24 protein-coding genes and 1 pseudogene are annotated in these 26047 nt (G+C 68.6%); 17 read left to right on the top strand and 8 right to left on the bottom strand.

The features are described 5' to 3' along the window. Window positions 1–219 precede the first annotated feature (219 nt). Window positions 220–1539: an MATE family efflux transporter gene (locus I5I_RS12880; RefSeq protein WP_036320387.1), complete on the top strand. Its 1320-nt coding sequence runs from the start codon at window positions 220–222 to the stop codon at window positions 1537–1539. Window positions 1540–1554: 15 nt separating this feature from the next. Here I5I_RS12880 and I5I_RS12885 read toward each other — a convergent pair whose 3' ends face one another. Beyond that, window positions 1555–2208 (bottom strand): TrmH family RNA methyltransferase, encoded by a 654-nt coding sequence (locus I5I_RS12885; RefSeq protein ID WP_036320389.1) that lies wholly within the window; start codon window positions 2206–2208, stop codon window positions 1555–1557. 198 nt (window positions 2209–2406) lie between these two features. Between I5I_RS12885 and I5I_RS12890 the strand changes: the two genes are divergently transcribed. Both I5I_RS12890 and I5I_RS12895 read left to right on the top strand, forming a co-directional pair. Then, complete coding sequence (locus I5I_RS12890) at window positions 2407–3690, top strand: Nramp family divalent metal transporter (protein ID WP_036320391.1); 1284 nt, start codon at window positions 2407–2409, stop codon at window positions 3688–3690. 22 nt (window positions 3691–3712) lie between these two features. After that, on the top strand, window positions 3713–4357 hold the full coding sequence (locus I5I_RS12895) for a metal-dependent transcriptional regulator (protein WP_036320393.1): 645 nt from the start codon (window positions 3713–3715) through the stop codon (window positions 4355–4357). Window positions 4358–4552: 195 nt separating this feature from the next. On the opposite strand, the gene I5I_RS12900 is transcribed toward I5I_RS12895, so the two are convergent. After that, on the bottom strand, window positions 4553–5515 hold the full coding sequence (locus I5I_RS12900) for an SDR family NAD(P)-dependent oxidoreductase (protein WP_036320395.1): 963 nt from the start codon (window positions 5513–5515) through the stop codon (window positions 4553–4555). Between the two features lie 41 nt (window positions 5516–5556). Here I5I_RS12900 and I5I_RS12905 point away from each other — a divergent pair, with 41 nt between their 5' ends. The 8 genes from I5I_RS12905 to I5I_RS16930 all read left to right on the top strand — a co-directional run bounded on the left by I5I_RS12905 (window position 5557) and on the right by I5I_RS16930 (window position 12558). Continuing rightward, a complete protein-coding gene (locus tag I5I_RS12905) occupies window positions 5557–6366 on the top strand; it encodes an HAD-IIA family hydrolase (protein ID WP_036320397.1) in 810 nt (269 codons plus the stop codon). After that, window positions 6363–7424, top strand: coding sequence for a LacI family DNA-binding transcriptional regulator (locus I5I_RS12910; RefSeq protein ID WP_036320399.1), 1062 nt, complete (start codon window positions 6363–6365; stop codon window positions 7422–7424). Before I5I_RS12905 ends, I5I_RS12910 begins: the two co-directional genes overlap by 4 nt. A gap of 161 nt (window positions 7425–7585) precedes the next feature. Then, window positions 7586–8899 (top strand): MFS transporter, encoded by a 1314-nt coding sequence (locus I5I_RS12915; RefSeq protein ID WP_036320473.1) that lies wholly within the window; start codon window positions 7586–7588, stop codon window positions 8897–8899. Between the two features lie 27 nt (window positions 8900–8926). Next, window positions 8927–9736: an alpha/beta hydrolase family protein gene (locus tag I5I_RS12920; RefSeq protein ID WP_036320401.1), complete on the top strand. Its 810-nt coding sequence runs from the start codon at window positions 8927–8929 to the stop codon at window positions 9734–9736. Next, a complete protein-coding gene (locus I5I_RS12925; protein WP_051039624.1) occupies window positions 9733–10950 on the top strand; it encodes a GDSL-type esterase/lipase family protein in 1218 nt (405 codons plus the stop codon). The genes I5I_RS12920 and I5I_RS12925 overlap by 4 nt, the downstream gene beginning before the upstream one ends. 34 nt (window positions 10951–10984) lie before the next feature. Beyond that, on the top strand, window positions 10985–11113 hold the full coding sequence (locus tag I5I_RS17815; RefSeq protein ID WP_269454347.1) for a hypothetical protein: 129 nt from the start codon (window positions 10985–10987) through the stop codon (window positions 11111–11113). Further along, window positions 11110–11292 (top strand): hypothetical protein, encoded by a 183-nt coding sequence (locus I5I_RS12930; protein WP_036320403.1) that lies wholly within the window; start codon window positions 11110–11112, stop codon window positions 11290–11292. The genes I5I_RS17815 and I5I_RS12930 overlap by 4 nt, the downstream gene beginning before the upstream one ends. Window positions 11293–11646: 354 nt before the next feature. After that, window positions 11647–12558 carry a hypothetical protein gene (locus I5I_RS16930; protein WP_148285559.1) on the top strand — a complete coding sequence of 304 codons (912 nt, stop codon included), beginning with the start codon at window positions 11647–11649 and terminating at the stop codon, window positions 12556–12558. A 392-nt stretch (window positions 12559–12950) separates the two neighbouring features. Here I5I_RS16930 and I5I_RS12935 read toward each other — a convergent pair whose 3' ends face one another. Beyond that, window positions 12951–13373, bottom strand: a complete 423-nt coding sequence (locus I5I_RS12935; RefSeq protein WP_051039625.1) for an MmyB family transcriptional regulator — start codon at window positions 13371–13373, stop codon at window positions 12951–12953. 229 nt (window positions 13374–13602) lie between these two features. Beyond that, window positions 13603–13758: a helix-turn-helix domain-containing protein gene (locus I5I_RS16935; protein WP_148285561.1), complete on the bottom strand. Its 156-nt coding sequence runs from the start codon at window positions 13756–13758 to the stop codon at window positions 13603–13605. Window positions 13759–13884: 126 nt separating this feature from the next. Between I5I_RS16935 and I5I_RS12945 the strand changes: the two genes are divergently transcribed. Further along, a complete protein-coding gene (locus I5I_RS12945; protein ID WP_036320405.1) occupies window positions 13885–14691 on the top strand; it encodes a class I SAM-dependent methyltransferase in 807 nt (268 codons plus the stop codon). A 299-nt stretch (window positions 14692–14990) separates the two neighbouring features. Here I5I_RS12945 and I5I_RS12950 read toward each other — a convergent pair whose 3' ends face one another. After that, the gene (locus I5I_RS12950) at window positions 14991–18008 is read right to left on the bottom strand and encodes an SIR2 family protein (RefSeq protein WP_148285562.1); all 3018 of its coding nucleotides are present in this window, start codon (window positions 18006–18008) and stop codon (window positions 14991–14993) included. Window positions 18009–18160: 152 nt separating this feature from the next. Next, on the bottom strand, window positions 18161–18736 hold the full coding sequence (gene pyrE / locus I5I_RS12955; RefSeq protein ID WP_036320410.1) for an orotate phosphoribosyltransferase: 576 nt from the start codon (window positions 18734–18736) through the stop codon (window positions 18161–18163). A 150-nt stretch (window positions 18737–18886) separates the two neighbouring features. Here pyrE and I5I_RS12960 point away from each other — a divergent pair. The 3 genes and pseudogenes from I5I_RS12960 to I5I_RS12970 all read left to right on the top strand — a co-directional run bounded on the left by I5I_RS12960 (window position 18887) and on the right by I5I_RS12970 (window position 22863). Then, window positions 18887–20442, top strand: a pseudogene (locus I5I_RS12960) (Re/Si-specific NAD(P)(+) transhydrogenase subunit alpha). Between the two features lie 2 nt (window positions 20443–20444). After that, window positions 20445–21887: a Re/Si-specific NAD(P)(+) transhydrogenase subunit beta gene (gene pntB, locus I5I_RS12965; RefSeq protein WP_036320482.1), complete on the top strand. Its 1443-nt coding sequence runs from the start codon at window positions 20445–20447 to the stop codon at window positions 21885–21887. Window positions 21888–22023: 136 nt separating this feature from the next. After that, window positions 22024–22863: an exodeoxyribonuclease III gene (locus I5I_RS12970; RefSeq protein ID WP_036320413.1), complete on the top strand. Its 840-nt coding sequence runs from the start codon at window positions 22024–22026 to the stop codon at window positions 22861–22863. Window positions 22864–22873: 10 nt separating this feature from the next. Here I5I_RS12970 and I5I_RS12975 read toward each other — a convergent pair whose 3' ends face one another. After that, window positions 22874–23500: a dihydrofolate reductase family protein gene (locus I5I_RS12975; RefSeq protein ID WP_036320415.1), complete on the bottom strand. Its 627-nt coding sequence runs from the start codon at window positions 23498–23500 to the stop codon at window positions 22874–22876. Continuing rightward, window positions 23500–23922: a VOC family protein gene (locus tag I5I_RS12980; protein WP_036320418.1), complete on the bottom strand. Its 423-nt coding sequence runs from the start codon at window positions 23920–23922 to the stop codon at window positions 23500–23502. Before I5I_RS12980 ends, I5I_RS12975 begins: the two co-directional genes overlap by 1 nt. A 92-nt stretch (window positions 23923–24014) precedes the next feature. On the opposite strand from I5I_RS12980, the gene I5I_RS12985 reads away from it, so the two are divergent. Both I5I_RS12985 and I5I_RS12990 read left to right on the top strand, forming a co-directional pair. Next, window positions 24015–25301, top strand: a complete 1287-nt coding sequence (locus I5I_RS12985) for a sensor histidine kinase (protein WP_036320420.1) — start codon at window positions 24015–24017, stop codon at window positions 25299–25301. Then, window positions 25298–26008, top strand: a complete 711-nt coding sequence (locus I5I_RS12990) for a response regulator (RefSeq protein WP_036320423.1) — start codon at window positions 25298–25300, stop codon at window positions 26006–26008. Before I5I_RS12985 ends, I5I_RS12990 begins: the two co-directional genes overlap by 4 nt. Window positions 26009–26047 lie beyond the last annotated feature (39 nt).

Here is a 26047-nt window from a genome sequence, read left to right on the forward strand (position 1 = left end):
ATTCGAGCTCGGTCCCGGGGATCCTCTAGAGTCCCGAGCGAAGGGTGGGGGCGGTCATGCCGTACAGGATACGCGCCGCTTCTGTTCCCACGATCCGAGTTCACCACCCGTTCGCCCGCGGGGTCGTTGCCCGAGCACCGTCGGTCGCCGAGCGCGCGCCGCGCGTCGACACGTCCCCCTCCCGCGGCCCGCGTCGTCCGCCCCCCGTAGGCTCGACGCATGCCCGCGTCGACCCTCAACCGCGAGATCCTCCGGCTGGCGGTGCCGGCCCTGGGTGCGCTGGTCGCAGAGCCGTTGTTCCTGATCGTGGACGCCGCACTGGTCGGACACCTCGGCGTCGTGCCGCTGGCCGGCCTCGGCATCGCATCGGCCGTGCTCCAGACGATCGTCGGGCTCATGGTCTTCCTCGCCTACTCGACCACACCCGCGGTGGCTCGTCGCTTCGGCGCCGGCGATCATGCCGATGCCGTACGCGCCGGTGTCGACGGACTCTGGCTCGCTCTCGGTCTGGGCGTCGTGCTGGCGATCGCGGGATCATTGGCGACCCCGGCGCTCGTGGCGCTGTTCGGCGCGGCGCCCGACGTCTCCCACCAGGCGCTGATCTACCTGCAGCTGTCGATGTGGGGCCTTCCCGCGATGCTCATCGTGTTCGCGGCGACGGGACTGCTGCGCGGCATGCAGGACACCGTCACGCCGCTGTGGATCGCGGGCATCGGCTTCGCCCTGAACGCGGCACTGAACGCACTGTTCATCTACGGGTTCGGCTGGGGCATCGCCGGGTCGGCCGCCGGAACCGTCGCGGCACAGTGGGGCATGGTCGGCGCCTACGCGGTCGTGATCGGCCGACTGGCGCAGCGGCACTCGGCATCCCTGCGTCCGCAGCGCGACGGTCTGCGCGGATCGGCCGCGTCGGGTGGCTGGCTGTTCCTGCGCACCGTGTCGTTGCGCGCGGCGTTTCTCGCGACCGTGTTCGCCGCGACCGCGCTGGGTACCGATGAGCTGGCCGGGTGGCAGGTCGCGTTCACGATCTTCTCGACCGCCTCCTTCGCGCTCGATGCGTTGGCGATCGCCGCACAAGCGCTCATCGGTCGGGGCCTCGGGGCCGGCGATGAGTCGTTCGTCCGTCGTGTACTCGGCCGCACCGTCGCGTGGGGGGTGTGGTTCGGCGTGATCGTGGGCGCCGCGATCGCGGCGCTGTCGGGCGGGATCGGACTCGTGTTCACCGGGTCACCCGAGGTCGCCGCGCTCGTGCAGCCCGCGCTTCTCGTGCTCGCGGCCGCGCAGCCGGTGTGCGGCGTGGTCTTCGTGCTCGACGGCGTGCTGATGGGAGCCGGCGACGTGCGCTACCTCGCGGCGGCGGGCGGCCTCAACCTCGTCCCGTACCTGCCGGCCCTCGCGGTGCTGTGGCTGGTGCATCCCACCGGGGCCGTCGGCCTGATGTGGCTCGCCGTCTGCTTCTTCGGCGTGTACATGCTGGCGCGGCTCGCGACGCTCGCCTGGCGCGTGCGGCGGCCGCAGTGGGTCACCGCCGGGGCATGAGCGGCCTGCGTGCTGTCACGCCCAGCGACGGCACCACTCGTACATCACGACGGCGGCCGCCGCGCTCGCATTGATCGAGCGCGTCGACCCGTACTGGGTGATCTCGACGACGGCGGATGCCGCCGCGACCGCCTCGGCCGACAATCCCGGCCCCTCTTGACCGAACAGCAGCACACAGCGTTCGGGCAGTTGGGCGCGATCGACCGGCAGCGAGCCGTCGACGTTGTCGACTGCGATCACGGGGATCGCGGCATCCTCGGCCCATGCGGTGAATGCGGCGACGTCCTCGTGGTGCCGCACGTGCTGATAACGGTCGGTGACCATCGCGCCACGACGGTTCCACCGCCGCTTGCCGATGATGTGCACCTCGGCGGCGCCGAACGCATTGGCGCTGCGCACGATCGAGCCGATGTTCATGTCGTGCTGCCAATTCTCGATGGCGACGTGGAACGGATGCCGGTGCTCATCGAGATCGGCCACGATCGCCGCCATCGTCCAGTAGCGGTAGCGATCCACGACGTTGCGTCGATCGCCGGTCGCGAGCAGCTCCCGGTCGTAGCGCGGATCATCGGGCCACGCCGGCGGGCCGCCCGGCCACGGCCCGACCCCGACGGGGAGCTGCGGCTCGGCCGCCGCATCCTCGAGCTCGGGGTCGGTGCGCTCGGTCATCGCTCCAGGCTACCGACCCTGATCGTCCGGCCTGCCGGCCGCCCTGCGTAACTCCGCCTGAGGGTGCCGGAAAGCGCGTCGCGCAGGCACTTCCCGCTACTCAGGCGGAGTTACGCGCACGCCGCCCCACCCCCCTGCAATATTTCGGCATGCCGAAATCTCTGGTAATTTTTCGGCATGCCGAAAAATCTCTCGCCCATGCTGGAGACGCCCGGTCGCACGGTCCGAGCCGCGCACAACGATGCCGCGCCGTCGCGAGCACGCCGTGCGGCATGGCTGCTGGGACCGGCGCTGGTCGCCGGCGTCGCCTACCTCGATCCCGGCAATGTCGCGAGCAACATGACCGCGGGGGCGCGCTTCGGATACCTGCTCGTCTGGGTCGTCGTGCTCGGCAACGCGATGGCGTGGCTCATCCAGTACCTGTCCGCCAAGCTCGGCATCGTGACGGGACGGAGCCTCGCCGAGACCCTCGGCGACCGCCTGCGCCATCCCTGGGCGCGCCGCGCATACTGGCTGCAGGCCGAACTCGTCGCCGTCGCCACCGACGTCGCCGAGGTGATCGGCGGTGCCGTCGCGCTCTGGCTGCTCTTCGGCGTGCCCCTGCCCGTCGGCGGCCTCATCACCGGGGCCGTCTCGATCGCGCTGCTGCTCATCCAGCAGCGCCGCGGAGCCCGCAGCTTCGAGTTCGTCGTGATCGGTCTGCTCGTGGTGATCTCGATCGGCTTCACCTACGGAGTCTTCATCGCCCCGCCGGATGCCGCGGGCGTCGCCGCCGGCATGATCCCTCGATTCGAGGGATCGGAGTCGGTGCTGCTCGCGGCATCCATTCTGGGCGCGACGATCATGCCGCACGCGATCTATGCCCACAGCGCCCTCGCCCGAGACCGTTTCTCCGCGGTCGGCGCGCGCGCCGCCGACCGCGCCGTCGCGACACCACGCCTGCTGCGCGCGACCCGCTGGGACGTGACGATCGCCCTGATCGTCGCGGGCACGGTGAACCTCGCGATCCTGCTGCTCGCCGCCGCCAACCTCGCCGGCGTCGAAGGCACCGACAGCCTCGAGGGCGCGTACACCGCGCTGTCGGCGGGCCTCGGTGGCGCCGTCGCGACGATGTTCGCGATCGGCCTGCTCGCGAGCGGTCTGGCGAGCACCGCCGTCGGCGCCTATGCCGGCGCGGAGATCATGCACGGCCTGCTGCGCGTGCGCGTGCCGCTGATCGCGCGGCGCCTCGTCACGCTGGTGCCGGCCATCGTGATCCTCGCGCTCGGGGCCGACCCGACCTGGGCGCTGATCCTCAGCCAGGTGGTGCTGAGCTTCGGCATCCCGTTCGCGCTCGTGCCGCTCGTCGCCCTCACTGCCCGCCTCGACGTGCTGGGGGTGCACCGCAACCGCTGGTGGACGACCCTTGCGGGTGTCGTCGCCTCGGTGTTCCTCATCGCTCTGAACGCACTGCTGCTGTGGCTCGTGCTGACGGGCCGATAGTCACGGCCGGTAGCCTGAGAGCGTGGCTGCGAACTCCGTCGCGATCGACGACTACCTGAAGACGATCTACCACCACACCGAGTGGCAGCCCGCGCCCATCACCTCGTCGCAGCTGGCGGCCGAGCTGAAGCTCGCCCCGTCGACGGTCACGGAGATGGTGCAGAAGCTCGTCGCACAGGGTCTCGTCGACCACCGTCCGTACGGGCCGGTCGCGCTCACCGAGCAGGGCCGGCTGCGCGCGGCATCCATCATCCGTCGCCATCGCCTGATCGAGACGTGGCTGGTGCAGGAGTTCGGCTACGCGTGGGACGAGGTGCACGACGAGGCCGAGGTGCTCGAGCATACGATCAGCGACCGCCTGCTCGCCGGCATCGCGGAGCGGCTCGGGCATCCTCGCTTCGACCCGCACGGCGACGCGATCCCGGATGCCGAGGGCAACGTCCACCGCCTGCCGTTCGTGCTGCTGTCGGCCGCCGAGCTCGGGCACGCGGGTGAGGTGCTGCGGGTCAGCGACCGTGACCCCGAGCTCCTGCGCGCGCTGGAGGGAGCGGGCATCGATGTGGGGCACCGCCTCGTGGTCGCGGGAGCCGACGTGGTCCGCGTCGACGACGGCGCGACCGTGACGCTGCCCGCCGGCGCGGCCGGTGCAGTCTGGCTGACCGCCTGACCCGGGTTGCCCCCCGCCGCCCCGGCGAGGCTGCCCCCTGCGCGAGGATGCCCCCCGCCGCGGGGATGTCCCAAAAGCCGTCCCCTCCGGGGCCTCCACACCGCACAATCTGGGACACGCCCCGCTATAAGTGGGACACGGTCGGGGGCGATGGGGGGCATCGCGACCGTGGCGCGGAGGGGCTGGCCGACAGCTTCAGCGCCGCCAGAGGCGCCGCGGACGGCTGGCCTTGAGGTAGGGCCAGGTGATGCCGGTCGCGTGCTCGCAGTAGTCCCAGAGTCGGGTCGCGATGTCTTCGCGCCGGGCCAGCTTGCTGGCTTGACCGAGCGCGGGCGGGCCGGCGACCAGTCGCGACGGCCCCCAGAACTGGCCACCGATCGCCTCCAGATCGACGAGCGCCCGGACGAGCGGCCACGCCCCGCGCTCCTTGGACTGCGTGATCGGAGCCTGCAGGTTGTCGACGAAGCGCGTCATCCGCGTGGGCTCGTTGATGCCCAGGATGCCGCGGGTGCGTCCGCTGATCGCGTACCCGGGATGGGCGACGAGGCTGGCGATCGGCACGTTCGCGGCCCGCAGGCGCCGATCGGCCTCGAAGCCGAGAGCGGTCGTCGCGACCTTCGACTGCACGTAGGCCCGCCACGGCGAGTAGTTCGTCGCCAGTTCCGGGTCGACGGGGTCGTAGTTGCCCATCGCGGTCGACATCGACCCGACCCACACCATGCGACCTCGACCGGCGGCGAGCGGTAGCAGCAGCTCGCCGGCGAGCGCGTAGTGGCCGAGGGCGTTCGTCGCGAAGACCACCTCGTGCCCGTCGGCGGTGGTCTCGCGGTGGCGCGGCGGGTGCACGACGCCGGCGTTCAGCAGAAGCCCGTGCAGCCCCGCGCGACCGCGCACCGTCGCGGCGGCGGCGCGTACGGAGCCCAGGTTGCTCGTGTCGAGCAGGAGGGTCGTGATCTCGGCATCCGGCACCTGACGGCGCACGGCGACGCGTGCGGTGGCCAGCTTGTTCGGGTTGCGCCCGGTCATGATCACGTGGGCGCCCGCCTCGGCGAGCTGCAACGACGCGAAGAAGCCGAGCCCAGCCGTCGACCCGGTGACGAGGTAGCGTCTGCCGGAGAGGTCGGGGAGCGTCGTCGGGTCCCAGTCGTCGCGTGCCACGCGTCGAGACTACGGCCGGATCGCCCCGCTAGGCTGGCCCCATGCGGACACGCGCCGATATCGAATGCTGGCTCACCGACATGGACGGCGTCCTCGTCCACGAGAACAAGCCGATCCCCGGGGCCGCCGAGCTTCTCGAGCAGTGGCGCGACGCGGGCACGCCGTTCCTCGTGCTGACGAACAACCCGTTCTACACACCACGTGATCTGAGCGCGCGGCTGCGCATCTCGGGGCTGGAGGTCCCCGAGGATCGCATCTGGACCTCCGCGCTGGCGACGGCCGAGTTCCTGCGCTCGCAGCACCCCGGCGGCACGGCATTCGTCATCGGCGAAGCGGGCCTGACGACCGCGCTCCACGAGGCGGGGTACGTCCAGACCGAGACGCAGCCCGATTACGTCGTGATCGGCGAGACGCGCAACTACTCGTTCGACCGCATCACCCAGGCGATCCGCTTCATCAACAACGGCGCACGCTTCATCGTCACCAACCCCGACGCCACCGGCCCGACCCCCAGCGGCATCGTGCCGGCGACCGGCTCGTTCGCCGCGCTGATCACCCACGCGACGGGCAAGGCCCCCTATGTGGTCGGCAAGCCGAACCCGATGATGTTCCGCTCCGCGATGAACCGGATCGGGGCCCACTCGGAGAACACCGGCATGATCGGCGACCGCATGGACACCGACGTCGTCGCCGGCATCGAAGCGGGCCTGCACACGATTCTCGTCCGCACCGGCATCTCCGACGACGCCGAGATCGAGCGCTATCCGTTCCGCCCCGACGAGATCGTCGACTCGGTGGCTGATCTGCTGGCCGATGAGCCGGCGGAGTCCGAGATGCCCGAGGGGCTGTGACGGAGCGCAGCTCCGGTCGGCGGGTCACCCTCACCGAGGTCGCAGAGAGGGCGGGTGTGTCGCGCTCGGCGGCCTCGTTCGCGCTGAACGGCCGCCTCGACCAGCGCCTGTCCGTCGAGACGATGGCCCGCGTCCGTCGGGCAGCCGATGAGCTCGGCTACCGCGCGAACGTCACCGCGAAGACCCTGCGCACCGGCCGCTCGGGCACGGTCGCCCTGGTATCGGACTTCGTCAGCTCGACCTCCTTCGCCAACTCGATGGTGCGCGGCGCGCTGGAGCGCCTGCGCGAGGCAGGGCTGCTGCTGTTCACCGTCGACACGCAGGGCGATGCCGAGATGGAGCGCCGCTTCCTCGACGATCTCGTCGCGCGCGACATCGACGGCATCCTGTACGCGTCGATGTTCACGCGGCGCGTGACGCCTCCGGCGTCCGCGCGGCACACCGCGCTGGTGCTCATGAACTGCGAAGCCGACGATGCGGCGATCAGCTCGGTCGTCCCCGACGAGCGCGCCGCGGGCGCGACGGCGGCCCGGCTGCTGCAGGAGGCCGGCCACGATCGCGACATCTGGTTCGTCGGCACGCTCGCGCCCGGCCGCACCGGCGGCAGCGCGTGGCACGAGTGGGGTCCGGTCGCGCTCCCCCGCCGACTGGAGGGCATCCGCGCTCAGCTCGCCGCCGCGGGCACGCAGCTCGCCGGCGAGGTCGCCGTGGACGACGACTGGACGGTGCACGACGGGCGGGATGCCGCGGAGCGTCTGCTCGCGTCAGGAGCGCGCCCGCGCGCGGTGATCTGCGTCAACGACGCGGTCGGGGTGGGCGTGTTCCAGGCCCTTCGACGAGCCGGACTGCGGGTACCGGACGACGTGTCCCTCGTCTCCTTCGACGGCGGTGTTCTCGCCGAGGCGACCGATCCGCAACTGTTCTCTCTGCGCCTTCCGCAGGCCGAGATCGGCCGGCGCGCCGCCGACCTCCTGCTCTCCCCCGATGAGGGCATTCGGCACGAGCTCGTCGAGATGCCGGTGAGCGGCGGCGGCACGATCGCGACGCCGCGCGCCTGACATCATCCGCGTCTGCTGAGTTTCCTCCGGCCGATTGTGCGATATCCACGCTTGCCCCGTTTGCTATATCGGTATAGCTTGAGTCTCGACGGCGGTGAAGCCCGCCGGGACCACCCACTGCCGCCCGCCTTCGTCACCCGCACGTACAAAGGAGTATGACCATGAGCGCACTCTCGGCTCGCCCCGCCCCGAACCCCTGGTGGGTGGGCTTCGTCTGCGGAATGGCGACCTTCGTCGACGCCGCCGCGACCACCGGCATCGGTGTCGCGCTCGTCCTCTTCCAGTCGTTCGTCCCCGGAACTCCGGGCCTCACGCCCGACCAGGTCGGCCTGCTGACGGGCGTGCTGACCGCGGGCGTCGCGATCGGCTCGCTCGTCGGAGGACGCCTGGCCGACCGATTCGGCCGTCGCCGTATCTTCCTGGTGACGATGAGCCTCATCGTGCTCGGATCGCTCACGCCGTTCTTCGGCGTCTCCTTCGGCCTTCTCCTGCCCGGCATCGCGCTGATCGGACTGGGCGTCGGCGCCGACCTCCCCGCGGCTCTCGCATCGATCTCCGAAGCGGCCACCGACCGCAACCGCGGCAAGATCCTCGTGTTCTCGAATCTGCTCGGCGGCTTCGGCATCCTGCTCGCGGTGCTCATCGGCATCAACTTCGGTCAGCTCGGCGAGGTCGGCGGACGCATCATGTTCGCGGCCTTCGGCGGCGTCGGTCTCGTCGTGCTGGCACTGCGCCTCACGATCCCCGAGTCGGCGGACTGGATCGCCGCCCGCGACGAGCGCCGCAACGGCGTGCAGACCGTCCGCGCCGAGCGCGGCCGTCTCCGCGACTTCGGGCGCCCGCAGTACCGCCGGCCGTTCGTGACCCTGCTCGTCTACTACACGCTCGCCTCGATCGCGATCAGCGTCGCCGGCAGCTTCGGCACCTTCGTGGCGGTCAACGTCGCCGGCATCCCGGTGAACGAATACCAGGGATGGACGCTGCTGGCGATGCCCGCCGCCATCCTCGGCGCCGTCTGGTTCATGGCCGTCGCCGACACGCGGTTCCGCATGAGCTACTACGTCATCGGGGCGATCGCCGTGGTCGTCGCGAACCTGGTGCCGGTGGTGTTCGGCTTCACCCTGCCCGCCCTGATCGTCTCGGTCGTCGTGACGACCTTCGCCGGCGCGTTCTGCTTCGAGACGATCATGAAGGTGTGGACGCAGGAGTCCTTCCCCACCATGCTGCGCTCCACGGCGCAGGGAACGGTCTACGCCGTCGCCCGCTTCGCGACCGCGGCGTTCAACGTCGTCACCCCCGCCCTGCTGCTTCTCAACCCGAGCGCCGTCTACGTCGCCGTCTCGGTGGTGGCCGCCGCAGGCTTCCTGATCGGGTGGATCGGGTTCCGGCGCGGTGTGACCAATGCGTTCGACGTCGAGGCGGACGTGGTCTCGGCATCCGAGGCGAACGCGTCTGCCGCGACACTGGCCCGCTGAACCGGCTTCCCCGACGAAAGAACACCCATGCGACTCGTCCCCTTCGAGACCACCGTCCGCTCGCTCACACTGCGGGGCACGCACTACCTTCCGGATGCCGCGACGGGCGCCGAGCCGGCACCGCGGCCGACCGTCGTGCTGCTGCACGGCTTCGGCGGATCGCGAGTGGAGACCACCGGCGTCTTCGTCGGGCTGGCGCGCGCGCTGGTCGCGGCCGGGTTCGGCCTGATCGCGTTCGATCGCGCGGGGCACGGCGAGAGCGACGGCGAGTTCTTCGACACGACGGCGTCGGGCGATATCGCCGACACGCTCGCCGTGCTCGGCGCCGTGCGAGAGAGTCCCGACGTAGATGCCGAGAACCTCCACCTCGTCGGCATGAGCCTCGGCTCCGTGATCGCCGCGGTCGTCGCGGCGGAGGCGGGAGCGGGCGGCATCCGCTCGCTGACGATGTGGTCGACGGCCGCCGTGTTCGTCGACGACATCCGCTCGGGACAGATCCAGGGGCGCTCGCTCGCCGCGCTCGACGGGCCGGACGGGTTCTTCGACTTCCTCGGGATGCGACTGGGCCCGGCGATGCGCGCCGACGCTCTCACGTTCGATCCGTATGCGCGAGCCGCGGCCTACGACGGCCCGGCCCTGCTGCTGCACGGCACGGCCGACTTCGTCCCGGTGCGCTACGCCCAGCGTTACGCCGAGGCGGACGTCTTCGGCGAGCGCGCCGAGGTCGTCGTCGTGGACGGCGCCGACCACGGCTGGGCGCAACTGCCTCAGCGTGACGAACTGATCGCACGCACCGTCTCCTTCATCCAGTCCCACTCCGAGAGGACCGCTTCGTGACCACCCCCCTGACCCCGTCCCGGATCGGCATCGGCGAGGTCGTGCGCCTCGGAGACGCCGAGGTGCTGCTCGAAGGGCACCTCGACGTCGATGACAGTCGCGGCATCCGCCCCCTGCGCCTGCCCCGCCGCACGTGGGCGCACTTCCCGCCGAACGGCGAGATCCTTCGCGCGATCACGGCCAACGCGAGCGGCGTGCGCGTGCGGTTCACGACGGCAGCGACCACGCTGAGCCTGACGATGCGGTGCACCCAGCTGCACTTCGCCGAGCTCGCCGGCCCGGTCAACGACGTGGTCGTGGAGGTCGAGGGCGAGCCGGTGCACGTCGTGCGCGCCCCCGTCACCGACATCCGTCGACTCTCGTGGATCGGGGATGCCGCGACCGACGAGCCCGCGAGCGAACCCGCGACGCTGGAGATCGCGCTCGGCGGCGCGGGCGGCCCAGGCCCGCGCACGGTGACCGTCTGGCTGCCGCAGGGGATGATCGTCGACCTCCTCGATCTTCGCGCCGACGCCCCCGTGGTCGCAGCGGAGCCCTCCCCGGCACCCGTCTGGATCCACCACGGCAGCTCGATCAGCCACTGCGTCGAGACGCCCTCGCCGACCGGGGTGTGGCCGGTGATCGCGGCGCGCACGAGCGATCTGTCGCTCATCAACCTCGGCTTCGGCGGGCAGTGCATGCTCGATCCGTTCGTCGCCGACACGATCGCCGCCACGCCCGCCGACGTCATCACGCTCAAGGTGGGCATCAACATCGTGGGCGCGCGCTCGTTCGATCAGCGCACGTTCACGCCCGCGGTGCACGGCTTCCTCGACCGGGTGCGCGCCGGTCATCCCGACACCCCGATCGTGCTGGCGTCGTCGATCCTGTGGCCGGGCAGTGAGGACACGCCGGGCCCCTCCGACGTGGAGTTCTTCGACGACGGGCATGTCCGTTGCTACGCCGCCGGGGACGCCGACGACGTCGCCCGCGGTGCGCTGACCATGACCGAGTCGCGGCGACAGCTTGCCGAGGTGGTGCGGGTGCGCGCGGCATCCGGTGAGCGGATCGCGTACCTCGACGGGCTGAGCCTGTACGGCGCCGACGACCAGGAGCGGTACACGCTGCCCGACAGCCTGCATCCCGACACGGAGCTGTATGCCGAGATCGCCGCGCGCTTCTCCGCCGCCGTGTTCGGTGCCGACGGGCTCGTGCCGCGCGCCGGGCTAGGCTGAGACTGCCCGACTCCGCGCGGGCGGAGGAGACATCGTGAACGCGACCGAGCAGACGCTGCTGTTCGCCTCGACCGGCGTGGTGCTGGTCGGGACGCTGGTGGTGTTCGTCGTGCAGTTCATCCGCGGTCGCGGGCGCGACGGCGGCGACGGGAGCAACCAGTGATCGCCATCGTCTTCGTCGTGACCGCGATGGCGCTGCTGATCGTCGCACTCGTGCTCTTCGTGCGGGGCCGCCGCGATGCGCCGCAGGGAACCCCGCTGCCCAACGGCCGCGGCATCCTCCTGCTCACCCTCGCCGGCCTCGTGCTCGCGCTGGCGTCGCAGCTGCCCGTCTTCCACTGATCGACTCTCTGAACAGCCTAGGAGTTGCAAGCGATCCGCTTGCACCGGGAGCTCACGAACACGGGGCTACAGCCCGTAAAGGAACCGCTGAAGGTAGCCACACTCGCCCCACAGCAGTTCCATTCTCCCATCCGGCCGAGATCGCTTGCACGGCCGCCGTGCTCGTGAGTTCTAGCACCGGACGCGACAATCCAGTCACAGGAATCCGAAGATCTCCGACCTCTGGCCACGCACGCCCAACTATGGTCGCAACGCTCCATACGAATAGCCAAAAGGGCGGAGATTTGATTGAGCTCGCAAAAATGGCGGGCTAGCGTCAAATCGGTCTCTCTCGAATCGGAAGGAGAAATACCCATGAAGATGCTAAGAGATCAGCGAAGAGCATCGCTCTGGCCGCTCTCGTTCTCTGCCGTCGCGTTGACGATTGCGGGGTTACTGACGCCGGCCTCTGCCACCGCGGCAGATACCGATTTCGATCCCGGCAGAATTGTCGCCGAGGCAGGCTTGCTGGCCTCGAAGCCATCCGAGGCAGGCCAACTGCGACAAGCAACTTCATCTCAGATTGCCGATCCGACAAACCCCACCACCGGGGGTGCCTTCGCATCTGTGCGCGAGGTGGAGGTCAAGGCACTGTCAAGTTCGGCGAGAACATCCCGCGACGGGTTCACCAGCTTGGTCGATGAGTCCGGGGAGTTCGGTTACGTAGAGGGGCGCAACTCTGCGGGTTTGAACGCCGCGTTCGCGGTGATTCGCTCAGCACAAGCGCCCTCAAGCTACCAGTTCTCCGTCGTCGGCGAGGAAGGTCTCTCGCTCGAGCTAAACACTGACGGAACCATCCTCGTAAAGGACTCTGCTGGCAATGTTGTCAACTACCTGCAAAGAGCATGGGCCACAGATTCCACAGGAAAGCAGTTGCCGACAAGTTACACCGTCAGCGGGAATGTCATCACTCAGAACATTGATATCAGCAATGCATCGTTCCCGGTGATCGCAGACCCGTCCTACGGTTGCGGAGTCGGGTGGTGCTCGATTTACTTCAACAGAAGTGAGACCCACGATTGGGCTACGGGCGGCGTGCTCGCGCTGGGCGGCGCGGCAGCAGCATGCGGGTTGGGTGGCCCCGTCGCCATCGCTGCCTGCGGCGTGGCCGCGGGAGCAATCGGCGCGACGGCTGTCATTGCCGACAATCACGGTCAGTGCGTAGGATTCTTGTTCACACCTGCGGGCTACAACCCGTTCGTCCACAGTGACGAACACTGCACGTGATCGATGGGACGACCCACCATGAACAACAATTCGAACCCACCCGTTTTCTGGACAAGCTTCGCGATCATGATGATTGTTGTGGTCGGCGGAGGAATCGTCTTTGCGATGTCGACGCAACAATACGTCATTGCGTTCGTGTTGCAACTCCTCTTCGCTACCGCTTGGGTGTCCTTCTTCTATCGTTACCGTCCACGACGAGCGGGTCGACACAACAACGCTTGACATAATGGGGTTCCGATAGCATTTGCGCTTCGGAACCCCATTCCGATTCGCTTGACGGGCCAAAGGGACCTGTGCCCGCCAACCTTCTGGTGCCGTCGCGCGGCAGTTGCACGCCGGCACGACACACAATCAGTTCGCGCATCTGGCGGCGCTGATCGGATTGCCGGATCTCAGGTGATGGCGCGCGTGTCGTCACTGATCGTTTGCGCGGGTAGCCAGAGGGTCATCCGCAGCTCTTCGTCGGGCAGGTGAAGCACCTCGTAGCGCCAGGCCACGACCTCGCCCGCGGCCGTGCGCACGTGCGTGATCGCGGCACGCCGTTGTTGCACGAGATGCTCGGCCCACCAGCCGGAGAACAGCGGACTCGCCGCACTCAACTCCGCGACCAGCGCCTGCAGCGCAGGATCGTGGAGGTCGTCGGCGTTGGCGGCGCGAAGGTGAGCAACCGCGCCGCGGGCGAGGTCCTCCCACTCGACGAAGGTCTCGCGCGCCCGGGCGTCCGTCATCAGGTAACGGCACGTGTTCCGCTCACCCGGTTGCCGCTCGGCGAACCCTCGGTACAGGGCGAGGCCCTCGGCGTTGGCGGCCACCATGTTGCTCACCGATCGAGCACATACGCCGGGCGCGGAGACACACCGCGTCGACCAGCGCCGTCATCCGCGCGGCCAGCTCCAGATCGCCGGTGTGCTCGTCGCGCGGCGGAGCCGACATCGCGTCGCGCAAGCGGAAGACGTGGCGCCTCTCGTCGTCCGACAGGTGCAACTGGCGCGCCAGCGCGTGGATCACCGCATCGCTCGGGCGCAGCTCCCGCCCCTGTTCCAGTCAGACGTAGTAGTCGACGCTGATGCCGGCCGCAGCGGCCACCTCTTCGCGGCGCAGCCGCGAGATGCGTCGCCGCCCCACATCGGCTTTCGGAGAGGGATCGAGTGCGGCATCCGTGCGTCGTGCGCGGAGGAAATCGCCGAGTTCGCTGGACATGTCGCTTCTTCCTCGGCGTGTGGGCGGCTGGGCGGGTGCACGACTCCTAGGAGAAGTGCGCTCTCTGGCCCGCCGGTCGCGTCCGCGAAAGTGGGTCGTGGCAACTCTCGCGTGAAAGGTCATCTTATGGCGACGTATACCCATGGTCACGATGAGTCGGTGCTGCGCTCGCACCGCTCCCGCACGGCAGAGACCTCGGCCGCCTACCTTCTGCCGCTCCTCACCCCGACCGACCGTCTTCTCGACGTGGGAGCCGGGCCGGGCACCATCACGGTCGACCTCGCCGAGCGAGTCGCCCAGGTCACTGCGACCGAGGTCGGCGAAGCGGAGCTCGACCTCACTCGCGCCACCGCCGTACAGCACGGGGCGCAGAACATCGACTTTCGCACCGCCGACGTGCACGCGCTCCCCTTCGCGGACGACACGTTCGACGTGACCCACGCGCATCAGGTTCTGCAGCATGTGGGCGATCCCGTCCAGGCGTTGCGCGAGATTGCGAGGGTCACCAAGCCCGGCGGCATCGTCGCGGTGCGCGACAGCGACTACGCCGGCTTCTGCTGGTGGTCGCAACTGCCGGCGCTCGACCACTGGCTCAGCGTCTATTACGCGGCCGCCCTCGCCAAGGGAGGAGAACCGGATGCCGGGCGGCGCCTGCTGTCGTGGGCCCACGCGGCGGGCCTCCGCGACGTGCGGGCCACCTCGAGCACCTGGTGCTACGCAACCGCCGCGGACCGCGCCTGGTGGGGCGGGACGTGGGCCGACCGCATCCTGAACTCCGCCATCGCTCCGCAGCTCACCCGGTCGGGCATCGCCACGACGGCAGAACTCCACGAGATCAGCGACGCATGGCGGGAGTGGGCCGCGGACGACGACGGCTGGATCTCGCTGCTGCACGGCGAGATCATCTCCCGCGTGCCGCCTGCCGCGGGCTGAGGAAGGCAGAGAGCCTCTGATCAAGCAATCAGCCTTCTCCCGGCCGCCGCCGCGCCCCTCTCTGCTCGCGTTTGCCCTGCGCGAAGGCGCCAATCACCGCCTGCGACTAGACCGGTACCCCGGACCAATCCCTCACACAGAACGGCATCCCGACAGTCAGGGCCTCGGAGCCTGTGGAGGCTCGTCGTGCCTCGACCGCGTTCCCGTCCCTGGGTGACGGTCCTCCTCCACCGCTATCCCAGCGGCGAAGCGTTGAGAGCTGCGGCGTCGGACGCCCACAGTTCAGAAGCGCGGTCCCCTCACTCTTCGAAATCCGCACCTCCGTCAGCTGCCCAACGTGACCGATCCGCTTCTAGCTGTTGTGCAAGCTTGCCGCGGTGCGCGGTCTTCTCTGCGGCAGAGTGATAGCTGAAAGATCTGCCGATAATGTCAAGGATGAGGTCTCTCAGGGATAGGCGATCAGCTTGACGGACGCGATCACGAACGTAGTCGGCGATCATCAGAGTAAGAAGAAAGTTCCGGATCACCCAAATATTCCCCCGCTTTTCGAGGAGATCGCGAAGTTGATCTATCCAGCCCGGTTCTTTAACCGCAACCAGCATGAACGCACTCGCAACGGTCAGATCCAGTCGCGCTTCTGATTTTGCGGCTTTTACGACCCGCGCCAGAGGAACTAATAGACGCCGCGATGCGAGGGACTCATTGACGCCGCCGTATGCGAGAGCCGCAGGGAAGATCCTCGCGATCTCTGCGATCGAATCCTCAATGCCTATCTGCACCTCAGCCGGGTCACCCTTTTGAGATTCGAGTCTAAGCTGCATGACGCTAGAGGCTACGTCGCGAACGAATCCGACGAACTCCGGATCCTTTTCGAGGGTGCTCATCAGAAGACCCCAGTGTTGAAGTACATTCTGCAGAACCTCGCGCTTCTTTTCGCCATCTTCGATCTGATCGGAGTCCCGTAAAACTACCGAAACGAGCTCGAGGATCCTCATCAACCGCAAGCCAAGCGGGAGCTCCTCATGCTGGGTCGTGGGGAAAGGAGTCTCATCAACATCTTCCGTAATCTCCAGAAGATCCAGAGAGCGCTCGCGCAGCCGCCTCCGGGCTGGATCAGCCAGGCGGTCTTCGGCCGCTGCTGCGACGTCTGGCTGAGGACGCTGCTGAATTTCAGCATAAACACCTCCCACTTCCGTCGACCATTCATCATCAGCGAGGAGAGCATCAAGCCGGGACAGAAGATCGACGTCGTGTCGGTTCAGGGCAGAATAGTCGGCGAGGATCGCCGAGTAATACAAGGGGTCGCTGAGTAAATGCTCAAGAAAGTCCGCATCCTGCACGGCACGCTTGGCCGCGAAGAGGTGGAGGAAGCTTGAGCGAGCGAAAACGATACGGCCATCGGTCCGCCGGAGAATGCGCCGATCTACGAGGCTTTGGAGGATTTCTGCGGCGGACTCTTTCCACGATAGACGGGCCAGAGATTCCTCGAAGACGCGAGTGGCGTCTGACTCGGAAACGCCGCCCGTGTTCTCCAAAACGAAGTGCCTTGCAAAGAGCGACAGGAGCGCCTCGCGCGAACTCTGATCCATGCCCAGGCGTGCATCCTCGTGTGGGTCGCCTCGGCCAAGCAACGCACCCATGTAGTCGTCGAGGACTGTCGTCTGGGAGGCATTCGCTGTGAGTGACGTGCCCCTGACTACTACAGAAATCAGCAACCCGACGGTCAACGGCGTCCGCGAGAGACTTTCATTGGTGAGCACATTGACGACGCGCTCAGCTACCGCCTTGTAGCGCAGCGGAGCCGCCACCTTCGCATACGCTTCGACGTCGCGGCTACTAAGTCGCCCGAGGTACCGAAGCGTTGGCGCCAACCCGACCGCCTTTAGACGTTCAACCACATCATCTTCGGAGCCCAGCGCGCACGTCAGTATTCTCACGACCGCCCCGCTCGAAGCGATGTCACTGATAGCACGGTCGCTAACCTTCGTGACATAGGGGCTGAAATCATGAACGGTCAGCACATGCGACGGCAATTCGTCATTTTCTCCGGTGACCCATCCATGGGCTCGAGCGTTATTCCGGACGAGACGGGTTAGGGGACTCGGCCCGGCGCCGACCTGCCGAAATGACACGCTAATAGGTGCCGCTCCGCCAAGGTGCGTAGCGGCTTGATATGCGACCCAGTTCGCCGCTGTACTCAAGCCCGATCCTTCATCGCCAACCAGGAGCACGACGTCAGAAGTGTGTGCGTCGTTGAACGGATCAGACCGTTCAATTCTGGTCTCGGTCCTATCCCGTCGTGAGCGAATGTACTCGGCGTGCGGAACGGGCAACAGAATGGGCGGCAGTACAACATCGGCCACCGACAGCTGGTCGGCCTGTTCAAGCGGCTCAGCAAGGATGGAGTCCGCAACCATACTGTCGGCAAGCTCCATACAAGCGGCGCCGGCCAAGTCCCGAACGATTCCGGCGGCGGAGACGGGTGCGGCTAGGCTGAGCCCGCCGAGCGACAAGAGAAAACTAGCTAGATCCTCATGCCGCTCCCCATATGAAACTGGAATGATGTGATCACCAGCGTGCCTCTGTCGGAGGTTTTCAAGCTCGCTTTCTCGGCACAATCTGAAATGGTTAACCCCGCTCACACCGAAGGTGCGGCTATGGAGCTCGATCAGTCGGGAGAAGTTCGGGTCGGAGAGCCCAGCTCCGTAACCCACGTAGACCATCGACTTGAGAAAGGAGACCGAGCGCTGGAGCATCTGCGCCGCTTCCGCCGCGAGGAGGCGATCGTAGTCAGCCGCGGAGAGAATCACCGATTCTGGGGCCGTCCAGACACCGTGGAGGTGACCAATATCACGCGAAGCCCCCGACATAATCTCCTGCATATCAGCCGTGTCCTGCCAAGTAGCAGCCCTGCGGTCATCCGTCGCAAGCAACGTGTCGTAGTTGGTCGTGAGTATTGGGAACGGAAGCGACCTCAACGCATCGCCGACTGAGGCGTGCGCCACCGGAAGCTGGCCAATGTCCTCCGACAGCCACTTCATAAAGCCAGCGACGCCCACGCCGTCGAACTCTTGTCGAATCCGATCCGCTGCTTGAAGCACCGTCGCTAGATCGTCGTCGTCGAACCCAAATGCGAGGTTTCGACGGAGATTGTCCACTAGTGCGGGACTCGAAAAGCCATCTAGGCGCTCGACACCGGATTCGAGCAGCCCCCGCCAGGTCGCGGTGCTGGTTCCGCTGATCGCGGCGCTAACCCCAGTGCCAGCGACCAGTACTATGTTTCCGCTGTTGGCCGCGTTGGCAAGTCTCTGATCCACTGATCCCTCGTTTGATTGCGGTTCGCAATCCACGGAGGATCGCAGTGAGCCACATTCTCACGACTCTTTGCTACCGTTTGCAACCCACAACTGCGGCGAGGAGGACCTGGAAGGCGGGGCTCACGTCCGAACCCCCTCCTAGGCCAACTTGTTTACTGGGCCTGCAGTCCCAGGTCGTCGAGGTCGATGATCGAGCGCCACTCATAGCCGGCGGCCTCGACCGCGGCCTGCGCGCCGGTCTTGCGGTCGACGACCGTGACGACCGCCACGATCTCGGCACCGGCAGCCGCGACGACCTCGACGGCCTTCAGGGGCGAGCCGCCCGTCGTGGAGGTGTCCTCGACGATGACGACACGCTTGCCGGTCACCTCGGCGCCCTCGATCTGGCGACCGCGGCCGTGGTCCTTCGGCTCCTTGCGCACGACGAACGCATCCACGGGCGTGCCGGTGGCGACCGACGCGTGCATGACGGCGTTCGCGATCGGGTCCGCGCCCAGGGTGAGGCCGCCCACGGCATCCACGTTCAGGTCCCGCACCGCATCGAGCACGAGGCGCCCGATCGCGGGAGCCGCGCGGTGGTCGAGCGTGAGCTTGCGCATGTCGACGTAGTACGTCGCCTTCTTGCCGCTGGAGAGCGTGAAGTCGCCGTGGAAGACGGCTTCGGCGGCGATGAGGTCGACGAGGGCGCGACGCTCGGACTCGAGCTCGGGCGTGGAGGCGGCGGTCATGCTGAAGAGTCTACGGAAGCGAAGAACCGGGATTATTTCCGCAGCATCTCTGCCCGCGGCATCCACCCCGCACCCTAGAGTCGGGAACGTCACCCGGCGCGGTGCCCGGGCGATCCCGGGCGCTGCGGCCGACCGGATCGAAGGAGCACCATGGCCCGTATCGGCATCGTCCGCGAGCGCCCCGGCGAGACCCGCGTCGCCGCCTCCCCCACCACCGTCGGCAAGATCCGCGCGCTCGGCTACGACGTGAGCGTCGAGGCCGGCGCCGGCGCCGCATCGTCGTTCCCGGATGCCGCGTACACCGCCGCCGGCGCCGCCATCGCCACCCGCGACGAGGCCTGGGGCGCCGATGTCGTCCTGTCGGTCGCGGCCCCCACGGATGCCGAGATCGCGCTGCTGCAGCCGGGGGCGACGCTCGTCGGCATCCTGAGCCCCGCGCTCAGCCCCGACCTGCTCGCCGCCCTCGCCGCCCGCGGTGTCACGGCCCTCGCCATGGACGCCGTGCCCCGCATCTCGCGCGCGCAGTCGATGGACGTGCTCAGCTCGATGGCCAACATCGCCGGCTACCGCGCGGTCGTCGAGGCCGCGAACGAGTTCGGCCGCTTCTTCACCGGACAGGTCACCGCCGCCGGCAAGGTGCCGCCCGCGAAGGTGCTGGTCGCCGGTGCCGGCGTCGCCGGTCTGGCCGCGATCGGCGCCGCCTCAAGCCTCGGCGCGATCGTGCGCGCCACCGATCCCCGCCCCGAGGTCGCCGACCAGGTCGCGTCGATCGGCGGCACCTACCTCGAGGTCGTCGTGCCCGACGAGCAGAAGGAGGTCTCGGCCGACGGCTACGCCAAGGCCACCAGTGCCGCCTACGACGCCGCGGCCGCCAAGCTCTACAGCGACCAGGCCGCCGACGTCGACATCGTGATCACGACGGCGCTCATCCCGGGCCGCGCCGCCCCGCGCCTGCTCACGGCCGCCGACGTCGCCGCGATGAAGCCCGGCAGCGTCATCGTCGACATGGCCGCGGGCCAGGGCGGAAACGTCGAGGGCTCGGGGCGGGCCAGCGCATCGTCACCGACGGTGGCGTCATCATCCTCGGCTACACCGATCTCGCCGGCCGCCTCCCTCAGCAGGCGTCGCAGCTCTACGGAACCAACCTGGTGAACCTCCTCGCTCTCCTCACCCCGGGCAAAGACGGGCAGCTCGCGATCGACGACACCGACGTCGTGCAGCGCGCCGTCACCGTCACGCGTGACGGCGCCGTCACCTGGCCGCCGCCTCCCGTGCAGGTCTCTGCCGCGCTGACGAAGCCCGGGACGGATGCCGCGGCATCCACTCCCGCGCCGGCCGCCAAGAAGGGGCTCTCGGCGGGAGCGAAGACCGGCCTGATCGTCGCCGGCGTCGCCGCACTGTTCCTCGTGTGCGCCGTCGCGCCCGCACCCCTGCCGCAGCACATCCTCGTGCTCACGCTGTCGGTCGTGATCGGGTTCTACGTCATCGGCAAGGTCGCCCACGCCCTGCACACTCCACTGATGAGCGTGACCAACGCGATCAGCGGCATCATCGTCGTCGGCGCCATGAGCCAGATCGTCGTGCCGAACCCCGTCGTGCAGGTGCTCGCGGCGATCGCGGTGCTCCTGGCATCCATCAACATCTTCGGAGGCTTCGCGGTGACCCGTCGCATGCTCGCCATGTTCCAGAAGGGTGACCAGAAGTGACCATCGTCGCCACCTCCGAGACGGCCGGGGCCCTCGCGCTCGCCCAGTCCGTCTCGACGGCCGCCTACATCGTCGCGGCCCTGCTGTTCATCCTCGCCCTCGCCGGCCTCAGCAAACAGGAGACTGCCCGCCGCGGCGTCGTCTACGGCATCGTCGGCATGACGATCGCCCTCCTCGCCACCCTCGTGCTCGTCGTCGCGAACGGCACCCTCGCGTCGGAGGGTGCGACCGCCGCGCTCGGCATCGGCCTCCTCGTCGCCGCGGTCCTGGTCGGCGGCGCCATCGGGCTGTGGCGGGCGCGCGTGGTCGAGATGACCGGCATGCCCGAGCTCATCGCCCTGCTGCACTCCTTCGTCGGCCTCGCGGCCGTGCTCGTCGGCTGGAACGGCAGCCTCTACGCCGAAGGGTTGCCGGAGGAACTGGTCGGCATCCACCACGCCGAGGTGTTCATCGGCGTCTTCATCGGCGCCGTGACCTTCACGGGGTCGATCGTCGCCTTCCTCAAGCTCTCGGGCCGGATGTCGTCGAAGCCGCTCATGCTGCCCGGCAAGAACGCCCTCAACATCGGCGCCCTGGCACTGTTCGTCGTTCTGACCGTCTGGTATGTCGCGACCCCGTCGATCTGGCTGCTCGTCGCCGTGACCGTGCTGGCCCTCGCGCTCGGCTGGCACCTGGTCGCCTCGATCGGCGGCGGCGACATGCCGGTCGTCGTCTCGATGCTCAACAGCTACTCCGGCTGGGCCGCGGCCGCGGCGGGCTTCCTCCTCAACAACGACCTCCTGATCGTCACCGGCGCCCTCGTCGGCTCGTCCGGTGCGTACCTGTCGTACATCATGTGCAAGGCCATGAACCGGTCGTTCCTCTCGGTGATCGCAGGCGGCTTCGGCATCGAGGCGCCCCGAAGTGCCGACGCCGAAGAGGGCGAACACTACGAGACGGATGCCGCGGCTGTCGCCGAGCTCCTCCGTGACGCGCGGTCGGTCATCATCACCCCCGGCTACGGCATGGCCGTCGCCCAGGCGCAATACCCAGTCGCCGACCTCACGAAGCGGCTGCGCGAGCGCGGCGTCGAGGTGCGCTTCGGCATCCATCCCGTCGCCGGACGCCTGCCGGGCCACATGAACGTGCTGCTGGCCGAGGCCAAGGTGCCCTACGACATCGTGCTGGAGCTCGACGAGATCAACGACGACTTCGCCGACACGGATGTGGTGCTCGTCATCGGGGCGAACGACACGGTCAACCCCGCCGCCGCAGAGGACCCGGGCTCGCCCATCGCGGGCATGCCCGTGCTGCACGTGTGGGAGGCCCGCAGCGTCGTGGTGTTCAAGCGGTCGATGGCCTCGGGTTACGCCGGGGTCCAGAACCCCCTGTTCTTCCGCGACAACACGCAGATGCTGTTCGGTGATGCCAAGCAGCGGGTGGAGGACATCCTGCGGGCGCTCTGACCCGCACCCGCGTGCACAACTCCGCCTGAACGGCGCCCATCCCGGCTGCGAAGGCACCGAGGCCACGCTGAGCAGGAGTTGTGCACGCGGGCGCCCCGTGACGGCCACGTCGGCGGGGGCCAATACGCTGGATGCCATGCGCATCGCCACCTGGAACGTCAACTCGATCCGCGCCCGCGTCGTCCGCACCGTCGACTTCGCCGTCCGCGAGGGCATCGATGTGCTCGCGATGCAGGAGATCAAGTGCAAGCCCGAGCAGTTCCCGTACGAAGCGTTCGAAGACGCGGGCTACACCGTCGAGGCGCACGGGCTCAACCAGTGGAACGGGGTCGCGATCGCCAGCCGTGAGCCGATCGAGAACCTGCAGGTCGGGTTCCCGGGCATGCCCGGCTTCGCGAAGGGTCACGACGGCCCCGGCGCTCCACTCGAGGCCCGCGCGCTCGGCGCCACGATCGGCGGCGTCGAGGTGTGGAGCCTCTACGTGCCCAACGGGCGCGGCCTCGAGGACCCGCACTACCGCTACAAGCTCGACTGGCTGGAGGCCCTCCGCGGCTACACCGCCGACACGCTCGCCGCCGACCCCGACCGGGCGCTGGCGCTCACCGGCGACTTCAACATCGCCCCGACGGATGCCGACAACGGCGACCCCACCGTCATCGAAGGCGTGACCACCCACGTCTCCCCGCCCGAGCGCGCCGCCTTCCAGGCGCTCCTGGATGCCGGCTTGGCCGACACCGTCCGCCCCCTCGTTCCCACGGGGTACACCTACTGGGACTACAAGCAGCTGCGCTTCCCCCGCAACGAGGGCCTGCGCATCGACTTCATCCTCGGCTCGCACGCGTTCGCCGACGCGGTGACCGCGGCATCCATCCACCGTGACGAGCGCAAGGGCGAGATCCCCAGCGACCACGTCCCCGTCGTCGTCGACCTCGACCTCGACGGCTCGGACGACGACGACCGCCCCATGATCTGGTGACCGGGCGAACTCAGGTCATGTCGCCCGTGACGACGTCACCGTCGGGGGCGTAGCGCAGCAGAAGCGTGCCGGTCGGTCCCGACACGGCGGGTGCGATCAGCCGCAGCCGTGCCGGTGCCGCGCCGTCCGGAAACACCTTCTTGCCCTGACCGAGCACCACCGGGTGCACCCACAGCTTCAGCTCGTCGTACAGACGGGTGCGAAGCAGCGTATGCGAGAAGTCGACGCTGCCGATCACGTGCACCTCGGCGTGGCGATCGCGCAGCGCATCCACGGCCGCCGCGACCTCGGCGTCCGAGCCGGTCAGCACGCTGGTGCCCGCCCATTCCGGGTCGACACCGGCCCGGGTCGCCACATACTTCGGGATGGCATCGAAGTGCCGACCGATGAACCCCTCCGGCCCGTCGGTGTGATGCGGCCAGTACCCGGCGAAGATGTCGTAGGTGCGTCGGCCGAGCAGCAGCGCGTCCATCCGGCGGATGCCGCTGCCGACGTCCTCGCCGATGACGGCGTCCTCGAACGGCGCCTGCCAGCCGCCGAACGGGAACCCGCCGCTGGTGTCTTCGTCGGGGCCGCCCGGTGCCTGGGCGACGCCGTCGAGCGTCGTGAACAGGTCGATGACGATCCGCCCGCGCATCACGACGCCTCCGCCGGAGGGCCCTGCTCGGCGGCGACGGGGTCCATGTAGAGGAAGCCGAGGCTGTTGCCATCGGGGTCGTCCAGGTCACGGCTGTACATGAAGCCGTAGTCCTGAGCGGGGTGCGGCTCGGTGCCACCGGCAGCCAGGCCCGCCTCCACGATCGCGTCGACGTCGGCGCGTGAATCTCGGGAGAACGAGAGCGAGGCCTGCGCCCACTCCCTGGGCTCTCCGACGGGCTTCTCGGTGAACGTGGCGAAGAACTCCCGCCGCAGCACCATGAAGAAGATGTCGTCCGACCAGACGACGCACGCGGCGTTCTCGTCGGTGAAGTTGGGGTTGATGGCGCAGCCGAGCGCCCGGTAGAAGGCGACGCTGCGCTCGAGGTCGTTCGTCGGAATGTTCACGAAGATGCTCGTCATACCCAGAGCATGCACCCCCGGCACGATGAGGTCGAGACCCTCTCCCTCTCAGGGGGGATGCCGCGGCATCCGGCTGCCCCTAGCGTGGAAGGATGAGCTCCGCCGCCCTCGTCCGCACGACCACGCCCGCGCAGCGTCGCAACGATGTGTGGCTCGCGCTCGCACTGTTGATCAGTGCCGTGATCAGCGCGTGGCTGGGCACGGTGGCAGGCTTCTACGGCGAGAACACCCCCGCCTTCGGCTGGGCGCTCGTGTACGTCGCCGCCCTCACTCTCCCTCTGGCCCTGCGCCGGCGCTTTCCCGAAGCGACGCTCATCGTCGTCGCGCTCGCATTCTTCGTCGGTGTCTCGGTACGCATCCCGGAGATCTACGTCGGCAACGTGGCCCTGTTCATCGCCATGTACACCGTCGGGGCGTGGGTGAGCGACCGCCGGCGCGCAACCGTCGTGCGGCTCGCGGTGATCGCGGGCATGTTCATCTGGCTTCTCGTGGTGACCTTCCAGAGCGCGATCGATCCGGACGGCGACGGGCCCTCCCGGGCGGGCCTGTTCTCCCCGTTCGCCGCGTACATGATCATCCAGTTCCTCGTGAACGCGGCCTACTTCGGCGGCGCGTACTTCTTCGGAGAGCGCGCCTGGGCCGACGCCCGTGCGCGCGCGGTGCTCGAAGAGCGCACCGCCGAACTCGAACGCGAACGCGAGATCACCGCCGCCCAGGCGGTCGCCCTGGATCGCGTCCGTATCGCCCGTGAACTGCACGACGTCGTCGCCCACCATGTCTCCGCCATGGGTGTGCAGGCAGGGGCCGCGCGCACGGTGCTGGACCACGACGCGGCGGCGGCGCGCGAGGCACTGGTCACCGTCGAGTCGTCCGCCCGCGACGCGCTCACCGAGCTGCGCCAGCTGCTCGAGACCCTCCGCACCCCCGACGCCGACACCCCCGCCGCCTCGACGGTGCGCCTGCAGTCGATCCCCGACCTCGTCGCACACGCGAACGACAACGGCATGCCCACGACGTTCGCGGTGGTCGGTGACCCGATCGATCTGCCCGAGCTCGTGCAGGTGAACCTGTACCGCATCGCCCAGGAGGCGCTCACCAACGCGCGGCGTCACGGAGGTCCGGATGCCGCGGCCGATGTCCGGCTGCGATTCGACGACGACCACGTCGAGCTGGAGGTCGCCAACCGCGGCCGCGCCCAGGTGGCCGGGCGCACGGGACTCGGCATCGTCGGCATGCGCGAGCGTGCAGCCGCATCGGGCGGCACCCTCGAGGCGGGTCCGCGCACCCGCGGCGGCTTCGTCGTTCGGGCGCGGGTACCCGCCAGACTCGGCACGACGAGAATCGCGCCCCCGACACCGGTCAGCGCGGGGCCGCGATGAGCGCGCCGGTGCGGGTGCTGCTCGTCGACGACCACGCCGTGATGCGGGCGGGGTTCCGCATGATCCTGGAGGCCCAGAGCGACATCGTGGTCGTCGGGGAAGCCGGGACGGGCGCTGAGGCCGTGGCCGCCGCATCCTCGCTGCACCCTGACGTGATCTGCATGGACGTGCAGATGCCGGACATGGACGGACTCGAGGCGACCCGACGGATCGTGGCCGACCCGTCGATCGACGCGGTCGTGGTCGTGGTGACCACTTTCGACCGTGACGACTATCTCTTCCAAGCCCTGCACGCGGGCGCGAGCGGCTTCCTGCTCAAGAACGCCGGTCCGGAAGAACTCGTCACGGCGGTGCGCGTCGCTGCCGCGGGCGATGCCCTGCTGGCGCCGGCCGTGACCCGCCGCGTCATCGAGCGCTTTGCGGCATCCGCCCGCGACACCGACACCGGGGTCGCCGCCGCGCCGTCATCGGCGCAGCCGCCGGCATCATCGGCGCCGGAGCGGACAGCTCCGCCCGTCGAGCTCACCGAGCGCGAGCGCGAGGTGCTGCGTCTGCTCGCCGAGGCCTACAGCAACGCCGAGATCGCCGCCGCCCTGTTCATCGGCGAGGCGACCGTCAAGACGCACGTGTCGAACGTGCTGCAGAAGCTCGGAGCGCGAGACCGCGTGGCCGCCGTGGTCTACGCACACCGGCACGGCATGGTCTGAGCCGACACGGTCGACGCACACCGCCCGCGAGGCGCGGTC

It is taken from the genome of Microbacterium sp. B24 (assembly GCF_000333415.1).
Lineage (GTDB): Bacteria > Actinomycetota > Actinomycetes > Actinomycetales > Microbacteriaceae > Microbacterium.